The sequence below is a fragment of the Flavobacterium mesophilum genome, assembly GCF_039581405.1.
In the GTDB taxonomy this organism is placed as follows: Bacteria; Bacteroidota; Bacteroidia; order Flavobacteriales; family Flavobacteriaceae; genus Flavobacterium.
The window spans coordinates 223,282-237,290 of the sequence record NZ_JBCPXZ010000003.1 but is presented as its reverse complement, the minus strand read 5'-3'; the positions used below and the strand labels follow the sequence as shown (position 1 = coordinate 237,290).

11 protein-coding genes are annotated in these 14,009 nt (G+C 34.4%); 2 read left to right on the top strand and 9 right to left on the bottom strand.

Features of this window, described 5'->3' with window-relative positions:
* Positions 1-2: 2 nt before the first annotated feature.
* The 5 genes from mrdA to purH all read right to left on the bottom strand — a co-directional run bounded on the left by mrdA (position 3) and on the right by purH (position 6,007).
* A complete protein-coding gene (mrdA, locus tag AAYQ19_RS09965) occupies positions 3-1,964 on the bottom strand; it encodes a penicillin-binding protein 2 (RefSeq protein ID WP_343536064.1) in 1,962 nt (653 codons plus the stop codon).
* Positions 1,961-2,467 carry a rod shape-determining protein MreD gene (locus AAYQ19_RS09960; RefSeq protein ID WP_320569732.1) on the bottom strand — a complete coding sequence of 169 codons (507 nt, stop codon included), beginning with the start codon at positions 2,465-2,467 and terminating at the stop codon, positions 1,961-1,963. Before AAYQ19_RS09960 ends, mrdA begins: the two co-directional genes overlap by 4 nt.
* Positions 2,460-3,284 (bottom strand): rod shape-determining protein MreC, encoded by an 825-nt coding sequence (gene mreC / locus AAYQ19_RS09955; protein ID WP_343536063.1) that lies wholly within the window; start codon positions 3,282-3,284, stop codon positions 2,460-2,462. Before mreC ends, AAYQ19_RS09960 begins: the two co-directional genes overlap by 8 nt.
* 111 nt (positions 3,285-3,395) lie before the next feature.
* The gene (locus tag AAYQ19_RS09950) at positions 3,396-4,424 is read right to left on the bottom strand and encodes a rod shape-determining protein (protein WP_008466528.1); all 1,029 of its coding nucleotides are present in this window, start codon (positions 4,422-4,424) and stop codon (positions 3,396-3,398) included.
* Between the two features lie 56 nt (positions 4,425-4,480).
* Complete coding sequence (purH, locus tag AAYQ19_RS09945; RefSeq protein WP_320569734.1) at positions 4,481-6,007, bottom strand: bifunctional phosphoribosylaminoimidazolecarboxamide formyltransferase/IMP cyclohydrolase; 1,527 nt, start codon at positions 6,005-6,007, stop codon at positions 4,481-4,483.
* A 165-nt stretch (positions 6,008-6,172) separates the two neighbouring features.
* On the opposite strand from purH, the gene AAYQ19_RS09940 reads away from it, so the two are divergent.
* Positions 6,173-7,420 (top strand): ABC transporter permease, encoded by a 1,248-nt coding sequence (locus AAYQ19_RS09940; protein ID WP_343536062.1) that lies wholly within the window; start codon positions 6,173-6,175, stop codon positions 7,418-7,420.
* Positions 7,421-7,509: 89 nt separating this feature from the next.
* On the top strand, positions 7,510-8,409 hold the full coding sequence (locus AAYQ19_RS09935; RefSeq protein ID WP_343536061.1) for a cupin-like domain-containing protein: 900 nt from the start codon (positions 7,510-7,512) through the stop codon (positions 8,407-8,409).
* Positions 8,410-8,557: 148 nt separating this feature from the next.
* Here AAYQ19_RS09935 and AAYQ19_RS09930 read toward each other — a convergent pair whose 3' ends face one another.
* The 4 genes from AAYQ19_RS09930 to tamL all read right to left on the bottom strand — a co-directional run bounded on the left by AAYQ19_RS09930 (position 8,558) and on the right by tamL (position 13,978).
* Positions 8,558-9,187, bottom strand: coding sequence for a hypothetical protein (locus AAYQ19_RS09930; protein ID WP_343536060.1), 630 nt, complete (start codon positions 9,185-9,187; stop codon positions 8,558-8,560).
* Between the two features lie 167 nt (positions 9,188-9,354).
* Positions 9,355-10,209 (bottom strand): acetyl-CoA carboxylase, carboxyltransferase subunit beta, encoded by an 855-nt coding sequence (gene accD, locus AAYQ19_RS09925; RefSeq protein WP_026728501.1) that lies wholly within the window; start codon positions 10,207-10,209, stop codon positions 9,355-9,357.
* A gap of 67 nt (positions 10,210-10,276) precedes the next feature.
* Complete coding sequence (gene fbaA, locus AAYQ19_RS09920; protein WP_012023542.1) at positions 10,277-11,344, bottom strand: class II fructose-bisphosphate aldolase; 1,068 nt, start codon at positions 11,342-11,344, stop codon at positions 10,277-10,279.
* Positions 11,345-11,404: 60 nt separating this feature from the next.
* The gene (tamL, locus tag AAYQ19_RS09915) at positions 11,405-13,978 is read right to left on the bottom strand and encodes a translocation and assembly module lipoprotein TamL (RefSeq protein WP_343536059.1); all 2,574 of its coding nucleotides are present in this window, start codon (positions 13,976-13,978) and stop codon (positions 11,405-11,407) included.
* Positions 13,979-14,009 lie beyond the last annotated feature (31 nt).

The following is a 14,009-nucleotide window of genomic DNA, read 5'->3' as shown; positions in this document are numbered from 1 at the left end:
TGTTAGTTCTCTTGGGTGGAGTCAATGGTTACTTTTTTAACGTCTGTTTTAGTTGGTACTTTTGGAGTAACAATTTTTGCTTTTAAAACAGAATCTTTTGGTGTTGTTTCAATTGCACTAGCATCGGTCATTCCTCCTAATTTGGCATATTCGCTAACCAAACTTTTATTTAGAACACGAACTTCTAAATCAGTTCTTGTGATTTTTTTTCTTAAATATTTTTCAATCATCAAACTCGCAATAGGCCCGGCTACATTTGCACCAAAACCTCCATTTTCAATCATAATTGCAATGGCGATTTTAGGATTGTCTTTAGGAGCAAAAGCCACAAAAATAGAGTGGTCTTTTAGTTTTGTTCTAACTCCGTTAATTTTTGCATAGTTTTCGGCAGTTCCTGTTTTTCCACAAATATCAATGCCTTGAACTTTAAGCGCATAAGCGGTACCTTTGTTATAAACGTCAAATAATCCGTTTATTACAGGCGGAAAATATTTTTTGTCAATCGTGGTTTCGTGTCTTGTCGTAAATTTTGCGTCAATCTTTTTACCTTCGATTTTTTTGATGATATGAGGCGTATAATAATAACCTTGATTTGCAACGGTTGCCATCATGTTTGCCAATTGAATAGGAGTCATTAAAACTTCTCCTTGTCCAATCGCATTAGAAACAATTGTTGTACTTCTCCATCCGCCATTTGGATATATCTTTTTATAGGTTTTAGAAGTTGGGATGTTACCTTTTCTTCCTGTTGGCAAATCATAACCCATAAATTGGCCTAGTCCAAAACTTTTTACGTGATTACTCCATACATCAACAGCATAGCCAGGGTTTCTGTATTTGTTAATTGTCAACATATACGATTGTGCAAAGTATGTGTTGCAAGAATTGTATATACCATTATTCAGTTGATGCGGACCAAAACCGTGGCATTTCATAAATCGGCCTCTACCATAACTGAAACCATGATGACACATAAATGTAGTGTGCTCATCAATAACTCCTTCTTGAAGAGCAACCAATCCTGTTAAGATTTTAAATGGAGATCCGGGAGGATACTCGGCTAAAAGTCCTCTGTCGTATAATGGTTTTGCAATAGAATCACGATATAAAAGCGTATAGTTTTTAGATCTTTGTCGTCCAACTAAAATGCCAGGATCATATGAAGGAGCAGTAACAAGGGCTAAAATTTCTCCTGTTTTTGGCTCTAGCGCCACAATTCCACCTCTTTTGTTGATCATTAATTCTTCGCCATATTTTTGAAGTTCAGCATCAATTGTTAAATTGATATCTTCTCCTGCCACGGCGATGGTATCGTATTTTCCGTCTTTATAAGAACCTATTTCACGATTGTATTTGTCCTTCTGAATGTATTTTACACCTTTTATACCGCGCAAAACTTCTTCATAGCTTTCTTCTACACCTTGTCTTCCAATTAAGTCACCGCTATTGTAATACGGATTTTTGGCAATCTGGCTTTCATTTACCTGAGTGACACCTCCAAAAATGTTTGCACCATAGTCTACTTCGTAATCTCGAAGTGATCTTTTTTGGAAATAAAAACCTTCGTATTTTCTGATTTTCTCTTGAAAAGCGGCAAATTCATTTTTGTTCAATTGTGCCAAAAATACAGAGGGAAGTCTTGGGCTATAAACTTTTGCCTTGGCTATTCTTTTATCGTATTCTTCTCTTGTAATGTTTAATAAAGCACAAAATTCAGTAATATTCAAGTCCTCTTTGATTTCGCGAGGAATAACCATGATATCATAAGAAGCCTGATTGGCTACTAGTAATTTGCCGTATCTGTCGTAAATATAACCTCTTTCAGGGTAGTCATACTGTTTTTTTATTGCGTTGTTTTCCGATTTTAGCTTAAATGAATCGTCTACAATTTGCAAATAAAATACCCTGATCACCAGTAAAGATCCTGCAATGATAATTAAAGCGGGCAGCAGAACTTTTCTCATCGTTTATTGGGCTTAATAAGATAAATTATTATGATTGAAGTTATTATTGTGAATATTGAACTAAATAATGTTCGGAGTAAAATGTCCCAGATAAATTTAAATTGAAACGCTTCTAAAACAAACAATATAATATGATGCAGCAAAACTGATACCAAAATAAATGAAAACCTTTCCGGTGTTAAAGATTCGTTTAATTTGATGGTTTGATATTCATAACTCAGTCCAAACGAAAACTTAAATATATATGGCCTGTAATAAGCGAGAATTACACATGCTGTCGCGTGGATTCCGCCCGAATTGCAAAACATATCCATTGTCAATCCAAGTAAAAAGCTTGAAATAATCAATCCTGATTTATTGCTGTTGACAGGATAAAGAATGATATATAAGATATACGGAAAAGGACTTATGTAGCCTAGAAAGTTCATATTGTTGAAAATAACAATCTGAATTGCCAGTAACATAATAAATCGAAAAATATTGACTAACAATGCGCTATTCATCTTTTTCCTTTTTTTCTAAATTAATAAGTTCTTCTCTGTCTTTGCTTTTGATAATATAAACATGTCCAAGATTTGTCATATCGTTAAATAGTTTAACTTTTATGACATAGAAACTTGTCTGTTCTTCTTTATAAACGGTTTCAACGGTACCAATGTTGATTCCTTCAGGAAAAATTACAGATTGTCCTCCTGTTACAATGGTGTCGCCTTTTCTAACAGTAGCCAATCTAGGAACATCTCGTAACTGTACAAAACCTGTGCTTTTTCCATCCCAAGTTAAAGAACCAAAGTGATTTGATTTTTTAAGTTTGGCATTGATCTGTGACTTCATGTTCAAAATACTAACTACAGTAGAATATCTTGGAGATGTATTATCAACTACTCCTATAATTCCTAAACTGTTGATTACACCCATATCTTGTTTCACGCCGTCATTAGCTCCAGAGTTTAGAGTAATGTAGTTTTCGTGTGTGTTATAAGTGTTGTGAATTACTTTTGATACAATTATGTCAGCAGGTTTTACTCCTTTAATTGTATCAGGCAAAGGTAATTTTGTTGTGTCTTCCTTATTGAATAAAAGACTTTTTAATCTTGCGTTCTCAAGTACAAGTTCGTCGTTTTCAGCTCTTAAATTCAAATATTCGTTCACATGATTAATCCTTTCGTAAACACCTCCGCTTAAGAAATTGGCAGAACTGATTACTTTGCTTCTGTGATAGGAATGAGATTGAATAGTGAGTCCTAACGAAATACCTAAAAGCAGCAAAAACAGCAATCGATTACTGTTTCTTATAATGAAATTAAATATTTGCTGCATTTCTTGTCTGGTTATTTTGTTTCAGGATATGCTTTAGGTTTCAAGTTTTATAAAGGTCAAATCATAGAAATTTGACCTTTATAAAAGTAAATTAGTTTGTTATTTCGAATCTTATTTGATTAAGATGCTTTTAAATTTTGCAATGTTTTTAAGCGCCATTCCGGTACCGCGAACAACAGCTCTCAATGGATCTTCAGCAATATAAACTGGCAAATCTGTTTTTTGAGAAATACGTTTGTCAAGACCTCTCAACATAGATCCACCACCTGCTAAATAGATACCAGTGTTGTAGATATCTGCTGCTAACTCAGGAGGAGTTTGTGATAATGTTTCCATTACCGCATCCTCGATACGCTGAATAGATTTATCCAATGCTTTTGCAATCTCACGGTAAGATACATCTACTTGTTTTGGTTTACCAGTAAGCAAATCTCTACCTTGAACTGACATATCTTCTGGTGGTCCATCTAAATCCTCGATAGCCGCACCAATTTGAATTTTGATTTTTTCAGCCGTACTTTCTCCAACGAAAAGGTTGTGTTGCGTACGCATGTAATACACGATGTCATTTGTGAAAACGTCACCCGCGATTTTTACAGATTTGTCACAAACAATTCCGCCTAATGCAATAACAGCGATTTCTGTAGTGCCACCTCCGATATCTACGATCATGTTACCTTTTGGCTGCATAATATCGATACCAATACCAATTGCTGCCGCCATTGGCTCATGAATCAAGTAAACTTCTTTTCCGTTTACACGCTCACAAGATTCTTTTACTGCACGCATTTCAACCTCAGTAATTCCAGAAGGAATACAAACAACCATTCTTAAGGCTGGTGTGAACATTCTCTTTTTTAACGCAGGAATACTTTTGATGAACATGTTGATCATCTTTTCCGAAGCATCAAAATCGGCAATAACACCATCCTTCAAAGGCCTTATGGTTTTGATGTTTTCATGCGTTTTACCTTGCATCATGTTGGCCTCTTTACCAACAGCGATGATTTTGCCTGAAACTCTGTCGCGTGCTACGATAGAGGGGCTGTCAATAACAACTTTATCATTATGAATGATTAAAGTGTTTGCGGTACCAAGGTCTATTGCAATATCCTCGGTCATGAAATCAAAAAATCCCATAAGTTTTTTAGGGGTTTAAAATGTTATAAATTATTTATCGAACAAAGTTAAACAAATTAATGTTTAAAATGACGAGTTCCTGTAAATACCATTGCAAGATTATTTTCATTGCAATAATTTATGCTTAATTCGTCTTTTATCGAACCTCCTGGCTGAATTACAGCAGTTATTCCCGCTTTTTTAGCTAATTCAACACAATCCGGAAATGGGAAAAATGCGTCACTTGCCATCGAAGCTCCTGTTAAATCAAATCCAAAAGCTTTTGCTTTGTCTACAGCCTGCATTAATGCATCAACTCTAGAAGTTTGACCTGTACCTGAAGAAATCAATGTTCCGTTTTTAGCAAATACAATTGTGTTTGATTTTGTATTCTTGCAGATTTTAGAAGCAAAGATCAAATCTTCGATCTCTTGAGCAGTAGGTTCTGTAATGGTAACGGTTTTTAAATGCTCTTTATTATCCGTAATATTATTTCTGTCCTGAATTAACAAACCATTAAGACAAGTTCTTACTTGACGAGCTGGTAATTCAACTTCATTTTGGACTAAAATAATTCTGTTTTTCTTTTCTTGTAAAACTGTAACAGCCTCATCATCATACGCTGGAGCGATTACCACTTCACAGAATAATTTGTTGATTTCTTGTGCAGTTTCTAAATCAATTTTTGTGTTTGAAATCAAAACTCCACCAAAAGCAGAAGTTGGATCACAAGCTAAAGCCGCTAAATAAGCCTCGCTGATTGTTTTTCTTGAAGCCAATCCGCAAGCATTGTTGTGTTTCAAAATCGCGAATGTTGGTCCGTCAGTTTTAAATTCAGCAATTAAATTAACTGCAGCGTCAACATCTAATAAGTTGTTGTATGACAATTCTTTTCCGTGAAGTTTTTTGAACATAGCATCAAAATCTCCAAAGAAGAATCCTTTTTGGTGAGGGTTTTCACCGTATCTTAAAACTTGACCGTTTGCAATACTTTCTTTGTAAATAGTCTCGTCTGTGTTGAAATAATTAAAAATAGCTCCATCATAGTGAGATGAAACATGGAAAGCTTTAGTAGCAAACAATCTTCTGTTTTCTAAAGTTGTAGAACCATTTTGCTCTGTAATCAAATCCAAAAGCAAGCTGTATTCGTTAACAGAAGCCACAATTACAGTGTCTTTGAAGTTTTTTGCGCCTGCGCGGATTAATGAAATTCCGCCAATATCAATTTTTTCGATGATATCTTGTTCGCTTGCACCTGAAGCAACAGTTTTTTCAAAAGGATACAAATCAACAATTACCAAATCAATTTGAGGAATGTCAAATTCTTTCATTTGCTGCACATCGCTCTCGTTGTCCTGGCGGTTTAAGATTCCTCCAAAAATTTTCGGGTGCAATGTTTTTACTCTTCCTCCAAGAATTTCTGGAAATGAAGTAATATCTTCAACAGGAACTACAGGAATTCCAAGATTTTTGATGAAATCTTCTGTTCCTCCAGTAGAGTAAAGTGTTACATTTTGTTCGTGTAATTTTCTAACGATTGGCTCTAATCCGTCTTTAGAAAAAACCGAAATTAGTGCTGATTGTATTTTTTTAGTTGTGCTCATTGTGTAGTTATGATTTTCAGACTGCAAAAGTAGTTTTTTTATATATTATTTTAAAGAAAATTAATGTAACATTATGCTAAAAAAATCTACTGATGAGTAAGTTAAGTTTTATTAGGTTTTTGAATTTAAATTATTGAATTTTACTTTATTGAAAAATACTATTATATGTTTCTTTACCTCCGATTATTAAAAGAAAGTTTCAGTTTTGCCATAAATGCGTTGCGAAATAATAAATTAAGAACTTTATTGTCTTTGCTGGGCGTTACTATTGGTATTTTTTCGATTATTGCTGTTTTGGCTGCTGTTGATTCTTTAGACCGAAAAATTTCTAAAGATTTGAGTAGCTTAGATAAAAATACGATTTATTTAATGAAATATTGCTTTGGACCATCCGAAATTCCACAATGGAAAAGAGAGCAGTTTCCAAATGTAAAATATGATGAATATGTTGGGCTGAAAAATTCGCTGAATAATACGGATCAAGTGGGCTATCAGCTTTTTGTGGCGAGAGAAACTTTAAAATATGATTCTAGAACAGTTGCCGATGTAAATATTATTCCGTCGTCATTTGAAATGGTTGACATTGACGGATTGAGTTTTGATAAAGGAAGATTTTATAATGAATCTGAATCAAATTCAGGAACAGCAGTTATTGTTTTGGGATACGATATTGCCGAAGGGCTTTTTGGAACCAGCGATCCGTTAGGAAAAAATATTCGTTTGTACGGACAGCGTTTTACTGTTATTGGCGTGATTGCAAAACAAGGGGCTGGATTTTTTGGAGACAGTAATGATACTTCAGTTTATTTACCTGCTAATTTCCTTCGACGAATGTATGGCGATAGCGATTCAATGACGCCTGTAATTGTTTTGAAACCTGTAAAAGGAGTTGATATGGAAGCTTACAAAGCCGAAGTTGCTCAAAAACTTCGTGCCATTCGTGGTATGAAAGCGGGTGAAATGGATAATTTCTTTGTAAATGTGCTTTCGGGTTTTACTGATTTTATTGACGGAATATTGGGGTCTTTAAGAACTGCTGGAATTTTCATCAGTATCTTTTCTTTCTTGGTTGGCGGTTTTGGAGTTGCCAACATTATGTTTGTATCGGTAAAAGAGCGCACCAATTTGATTGGTATCCAAAAATCTTTGGGAGCAAAAAATAAATTTATCTTATTTCAGTTTTTATTTGAAGCTGTGATGCTTTGCTTGATTGGGGGAGTAATTGGCTTGCTGATTGTTTGGTTGCTTTCGCTTCTTCTGACCAATTTATTGGAATTTGAATTTGTTTTAAGTTTCTGGAATATTTTCATTGGTGCAGGACTTTCTATTTGTGTTGGAATAATTTCGGGAATTTTACCGGCAGTTTCAGCAGCAAATCTCGATCCGGTTGAAGCAATTAGAACAGGAATGTAATATTGTTTTTGTGTTATTTTACTGTAAATTTTGATGACTCGAAATAATTAGATATTTTTGATAGACCAAGAACATAAACCACTAAATAAATGAGCTTTAACCTTAAATCTGTTGACACTGTCGAGTCTATTTCTAGAGAAGATTTTAAAAAGAACTATTTAGATAAAAGAAGGCCTTTAATTATAAAAGGGCTAACGAAAGATTGGCCTGCTAGAGAAAAGTGGTCAACCGAATATTTTAAGCAGATTGCAGGTGATATTGAGGTTAAATTGGTTGATAATTCAAAAGCAGATCCTTCAAAAGTAATTAATGCTTCGATTGCTAGCATGAAATTTGGCGAATACTTGGATTTGATCAAAAGAGAGCCAACTCAATTGCGCATTTTTTTCTTCAACCTTTTCAAACACAGACCCGAATTAATTGATGATGTAAAAATCCCAAAAGAATTAATGGGCGGTTTTATCGAAAGCATGCCGGCAATGTTTTTTGGTGGTTCAAAAGCAATAACTTTTTTGCATTACGATATTGATTTGCCACATCTTTTCCATACTCATTTTGGAGGCCGAAAACACATTATATTATTCGATAATAAATGGAAAAAAAGACTTTATTGTCTTCCGAACACTACGTATGCATTAGAAGATTATGATGTCGCCAATCCCGATTTTGAAAAATTTCCAGCCTTAAAAGGAGTAGAAGGGTATGAAGTTTTTCTGGAGCACGGAGATACCTTATTCATGCCAACAGGAATGTGGCACTGGATGCGTTATATAGATGGTTCTTTTTCGCTTACACTTCGCGCTTGGGATCAATCGGTGTCTAGAAAAGTAGCAAGCGTTTGGAGCTTGTTTATGCATGGCGCAGTTGATAGTGCTATAAAAGTGGTTTTCAGAGAGCGTTATGCCGCTTGGCGCGAGAAACTGGCTTTTAAAATTGCTGAAAAAGAGTTGAGAAAGGATTTGAAGAATGATTTGAAAAAAGCGAGCTAAGAATTAAACAATAAAGAAAAATTCCGTAGGAATGGAATATCGGTAGCAATAGAATTTATTCCGATGAAATTGATTGTTCGTCAAAATGGAGTTCCGTAGGAGCGATATATAAAAAATCCCAAGAAACTATTTCTTGGGATTTTTTGTTTCATCTCTTTTTTGTAACAAATTTTAGTTGTTTAGGAAATTTGATTTGTTCAGGAAATTTAACTCTTGTGCTATCCCATTTAATGTTTTTAGAGTTGTAGTATGAGTTGCTTTTTTTGTATTTTAAAACAGTATCTTCCTCTTGTGTTGTTCTTCTGATGATAACAAAATCTCGATCTCTTTTAAATTTGTTTAAAGACTTGTTTAAATCAAAGAATATTTTCGACTTCAATGTATCAGATTGAGAAGCAATAAAAGTTTGATTTCTGAAATCATCTTTATAGTTTAATTTTATAAAATCATAGATGTTTTTATTTGAGATTTCAATTATTTCTATAGGTTGTAAGTTTGTAAAATAAGGGATTGTATCAGCTGTTGGGGTTCCGCAGACTACCGCCATTCCTTTTCTTTGAAAATAATATGCTGTGGAATCTGAGTTTATGATGAAAGTATTAGTTCCATAAAATAGCCAACCAGGAATTGGCGGTGGCGGCGGAACAGTGTCTTTGCCGCGAATTATTTCTTTATTATTCTGTGAGATGATATAAGGAAGATCTTTTTCTTGATTTTCTTTTTTGCTACAACTCAAAAGAAGAAAGCAAATCATTAAGCCAATAAAAACTCTTGTCATAGAAATAAGATTTAAAATAAAGATATAAAAACAGAAGTGTAATACCTACAAGATTTTTAAAACCTTGCAGGAAAAGCTTAACTGTGCTTATATTACTTATATGGTTTAAAAACAAAAAATCCCAAGAAGCAATTTCTTGGGATTTTCTATTTTAAATAGTTTTAAAACTATCGAATATCATTGTTTTGAATCAAATCGATGTATAAGTTGATCTTATCTTTCAATTCTTTTCTTGGCGTGATAAAGTCTAAGAAACCGTGCTCTAATAAGAACTCAGCAGTTTGGAAACCTTCTGGCAAATCTTTTCCTGTAGTGTCACGAACAACACGCGGACCAGCAAAACCAATCAAAGCGCCTGGCTCAGAGATGTTGATGTCTCCTAACATAGCGTATGATGCTGTTGTTCCTCCAGTTGTTGGGTCTGTACAAAGAGAGATATAAGGTAATTTAGCTTCAGCTAATTGAGCTAATTTTACAGAAGTTTTTGCTAATTGCATTAACGAATAAGCAGCTTCCATCATACGAGCTCCACCAGATTTAGAAATCATAACAAAAGGCAATTTGTTTTTGATCGCGTGATCAATACCTCTTGCAATTTTTTCCCCTACAACTGCTCCCATAGATCCACCAATAAAAGCGAAATCCATACAGCAGATTACAAGTTCTCTTCCTTTAGATTTTCCTACTCCAGTACGTACAGCGTCTTTAAGGTGAGTTTTTTCCATTACATCTTTCAAACGCTCTGCATATTTTTTTGTGTCCACAAAATGCAAAGGATCTTTAGAAGTCATGTTTTTATCTAACTCAACAAATTCGTTGTTGTCGAATAAAATTTCAAAATAGGTTGCGCTTCCAATTCGAACGTGAAAATCATCTTCAGGGCTTACGAATAAATTTCTCGCTAATTCGTCAGCATCAATAATTTTTCCAGTAGGAGATTTGTACCACAATCCTTTCGGAACGTCCATCTTGTCTTCTGTAGCGGTCGTAATCCCTTTTTCTTGTCTTTTAAACCAAGCCATATTTTTAATTGATAATTGATAATTGACAATTGATAAATGTTATCAATTGTCAATTGTTAATTGTTAATTACAACGTGTTTACGTTATTTAAGTCTGCAAAAGCTTGCTCCAATCTTGCGTTGAATGTAACTTCACTTTCACGTACCCATCTTCTTGGGTCATAGTATTTTTTGTTTGGAGCATCTGGACCTTCTGGGTTACCAATTTGAGATTTTAAATAATCTAAATTTTTAACCATATAGTCACGAATTCCTTCAGTGTATGCAAATTGTAAATCTGTATCAATGTTCATTTTGATAACTCCGTAGCTGATACCTTCTCTGATTTCTTCAAGTGTAGAACCTGAACCTCCGTGGAATACGAAATCAACTGGATTGTGTCCTGTGTTGAATTTGTTTTGTACGAAGTCTTGAGAATTTTTTAAGATTTTTGGAGTTAATTTTACGTTTCCTGGTTTGTAAACACCGTGAACGTTTCCAAAAGCAGCTGCAATTGTAAATTTAGGACTTACTTTAGATAATTCTTCGTAAGCGTAAGCTACTTCTTCTGGTTGCGTGTATAATTTTGAGCTATCAACATCAGAGTTGTCAACACCATCTTCTTCACCACCTGTAATACCAAGCTCGATTTCTAATGTCATACCCATTTTGCTCATTCTAGCTAAATATTCTTTACAGATCTCGATATTTTCTTCGATTGGCTCCTCAGACAAATCGATCATGTGAGAACTGAATAATGGTTTTCCTGTTTCTGCGAAATGTTTTTCAGAAGCATCTAATAAACCATCGATCCAAGGCAATAATTTTTTTGCGCAGTGGTCAGTGTGTAAAATTACAGTTGCACCGTAAGCTTCAGCTAAAGTGTGAATATGTTTTGCTCCAGCGATTCCTCCAGCGATTGCCGCTTTTTCACCAGCGTTAGATAATCCTTTTCCAGCGTTGAATTGAGCTCCTCCGTTAGAAAATTGAATAATAACTGGTGCGTTTAGTTTTGCTGCAGTTTCAAGTACACCGTTGATTGTGCTTGATCCAGTAACGTTCACTGCAGGAAGTGCAAATCCTTTTTCTTTTGCATAGTTAAAAATCTCCTGAACTTGGTCTCCTGTAGCAACTCCTGGTTTGATATTGTGTGCCATTGTAATTTTTTTTATAGTTGTTTTTAGTTTTTAGGTTGCAAAAATAAGAATTAATTAGCATTAGAAAGGATAATTTATTCCAAAATTTAAAACAGAGTGCCCAAAATTATATTCTTTAAACCATCTGTCTCCCTTCTCATGCGCCGGATTATAAGTCTTGAAGCCTAAATCTAATCGCACAACAAAAAAGCTTAAATCGTATCGTAAACCAAATCCTGTACCCAAAGCAATTTCAGCTAAATCGTTTACGTTGTTGAATCTCGCCTTTTCATCAATAACATTATCGAGCACATTCCAGATATTTCCGGCGTCTGCAAAAATGGCTCCTTTGACATCTCCAAGAATTTTAAAACGATATTCGGCGCTTAATGCGATTTTCATGTTGGCCTCATTAAAATCATCCATGGCATCTGTACTTCCTGGACCTAATGAATAAGGTTGCCACGCACGGTTATCGTTTGAACCTCCTGAATAATAACTTCGTGAAAACGGAATATAATTTGAATTTCCAAATGGAATTGCGATTCCGAAAAAGCTTCGTACGGCTACTACATTTTCTTTACCAAAATCCCAGTGTTTGATATAGTCAAACTCGGTTTTAATGTATTCTGAATATTCTAAATTGAATATTTCGTAGTTGCCATTTGTGTTTTTAGGCAATTTGGCAATCTCTGAAATGGCAGATAATAAACTACCTGCAGATTCTATTTTGGTTTTAAACTGATAGAAAGTATTGTCGGCGAGATCTTTTTTAGTTGTTTTGGTAAAGCTGTAACTTGTAGATAGAATAAAGTCGTTTTCGGTCAAACGGACTCTTCTTTCTTCAATACTTTCAACATCTTTGTATTGTGGGTCGCCCGGTTGTAGGGCTGTACTGTTCGATAAAACGTCATTTGTAAAACCTGTTGTTCCTTTAGGTATAGTTAAGTCTTTTCTGGCTTGTTCTTCTGCTGTGGTTCCCCAGTTGTCCGGATTGATGTTATAATCTTTTCCAATGCCATTCAACTCATCGTAAGAAGAGGTGTATACATTAAAATAATTGTCAGGATTTAAGTTTCGTACATATTGTGCATTAAGCAATTCCAATTTTGCAGTGTTATGACGTTTTGGAGACCAATTGTATGCAATTCCTCCTGTGAAATTTTCTTTATCCAAACCAATATTTCGTTGTTTTGAAAAACCGCTTGAGATTGAAGTGTAGGGAATCATTCTCTTCGGAATAATTTTTTCGGTTCCAAAAGGAAGCAGAATCCTTGGGAAATTCAATTTCATGTCCAATCCGTATTCAGAAACATTGAAGAAATTATTGTTTGGATTTGCCATATCTTTTGAAGATCCAACATTGACACGTGCTGATATTTCTAATGTTTCGGCTCTATTGAATACATTTCGAATGGTTTCTGAAATACTCGCTCCAATCCCGAAATCCTGAATATTAGAATGCGTCACGTCTAGCGTTGCACCAAAACTGTATTTTTTTCTTGGCGTTAAATAAACATTAGCAATTAATGACTGAGCGGTAGAATCTCTTTTATCGACTTCATATTGTATGGAAGGATAATTGAAAATTTTTAAATTGTTCAAGTATCGAGAAGAAAGCGTTGTTCTTGTATCAGAGAAAATGCTTCCTTTGGTTATGAATATGGCGTCGGTAATAGCTCGCGGTTTATATTTGATTTTTTTGTAACCGTATAAATTGAAGTTATTGTATGAAATACTATCGCTAATTTTTGCTTTGGCATTAGCTGCTGAATAATCTGTATAAATATTGACATCACTGATTTTATACAATTTAAAAGGTTCGGTTCTGCTTGAATCTCTTTCTTGTATACTATTGTTGTTGATGATTAAATTTACGTCAGCTTTGTCTTTTTTGCCAATGGTATCTATGTCGAAAGTCACATAAGTTGGCTGGAAAAAATAAGCGCCATTGTTTCGGAAGTAAGTTGTAATACGATTTTTTTCTTCTTCAAAATCAGTGGTTTTGTATTGGTTTCCAGATTTTAAGATTGAAGGTTCTCTGCTGTTGTTGTACAAAGAGTCAAGAGCGGGAGTCATAATTGTAGTTCTAATAGAATCTAATGTATATGCTGGACCCGTTGTTATGTTATAGTTTATTTTGGCTCTTTTAATTCCAACAGTGTCAATAGTATAATCTGTTTGCACTTTGAAAAAGCCATTATTTAAATAGTAATATTTTAAACGAAGCAAAGACTTTCTTGTTTTAGCAGTGTCTATAATTACAGGAGGTTCACCAGTGTTTTTTAAGAAATCATTTAAGCCTTTGTTTACAAAAGACTGACCAAGACGATCAACCTGTTTTGCCGATAATAATTTTGACCAACGCTCATATCTGCCAGGATGATTGTCGAATTTTGCTTTATAAGTAGAGTCTGGATTTAAATTGGCTAAATTGTATAAATTCAAACGCAATTTAAAACCTAACAGTTTTCCGTTCGGTTTTTGGTACATTTGATTCGTGGCAATTTCGTCATTTGTCGACTTTCCGTTAACTAGAATATTATTTTTTACAAGAAGATTTTTTCCATCGGGAACTCTTTTTACGGCATTACAAGCACAAATAAGTGTTGCTATTAGAATAAATGCTGTTATTTTTGTGGAATTATTTTTCAAGTGTTTATAAATATTTAATTCAAAAGTACAT

Excerpts from the sequence above, each read along its gene's own strand:
- mrdA (WP_343536064.1), bottom strand. The coding sequence starts at position 1,964 with ATGAGAAAAGTTCTGCTGCCCGCTTTAATTATCATTGCAGGATCTTTA.
- AAYQ19_RS09960 (WP_320569732.1), bottom strand. The coding sequence starts at position 2,467 with ATGAATAGCGCATTGTTAGTCAATATTTTTCGATTTATTATGTTACTG.
- mreC (WP_343536063.1), bottom strand. The coding sequence starts at position 3,284 with ATGCAGCAAATATTTAATTTCATTATAAGAAACAGTAATCGATTGCTG.
- AAYQ19_RS09950 (WP_008466528.1), bottom strand. The coding sequence starts at position 4,424 with ATGGGATTTTTTGATTTCATGACCGAGGATATTGCAATAGACCTTGGT.
- purH (WP_320569734.1), bottom strand. The coding sequence starts at position 6,007 with ATGAGCACAACTAAAAAAATACAATCAGCACTAATTTCGGTTTTTTCT.
- AAYQ19_RS09940 (WP_343536062.1), top strand. The coding sequence starts at position 6,173 with ATGTTTCTTTACCTCCGATTATTAAAAGAAAGTTTCAGTTTTGCCATA.
- AAYQ19_RS09935 (WP_343536061.1), top strand. The coding sequence starts at position 7,510 with ATGAGCTTTAACCTTAAATCTGTTGACACTGTCGAGTCTATTTCTAGA.
- AAYQ19_RS09930 (WP_343536060.1), bottom strand. The coding sequence starts at position 9,187 with ATGACAAGAGTTTTTATTGGCTTAATGATTTGCTTTCTTCTTTTGAGT.
- accD (WP_026728501.1), bottom strand. The coding sequence starts at position 10,209 with ATGGCTTGGTTTAAAAGACAAGAAAAAGGGATTACGACCGCTACAGAA.
- fbaA (WP_012023542.1), bottom strand. The coding sequence starts at position 11,344 with ATGGCACACAATATCAAACCAGGAGTTGCTACAGGAGACCAAGTTCAG.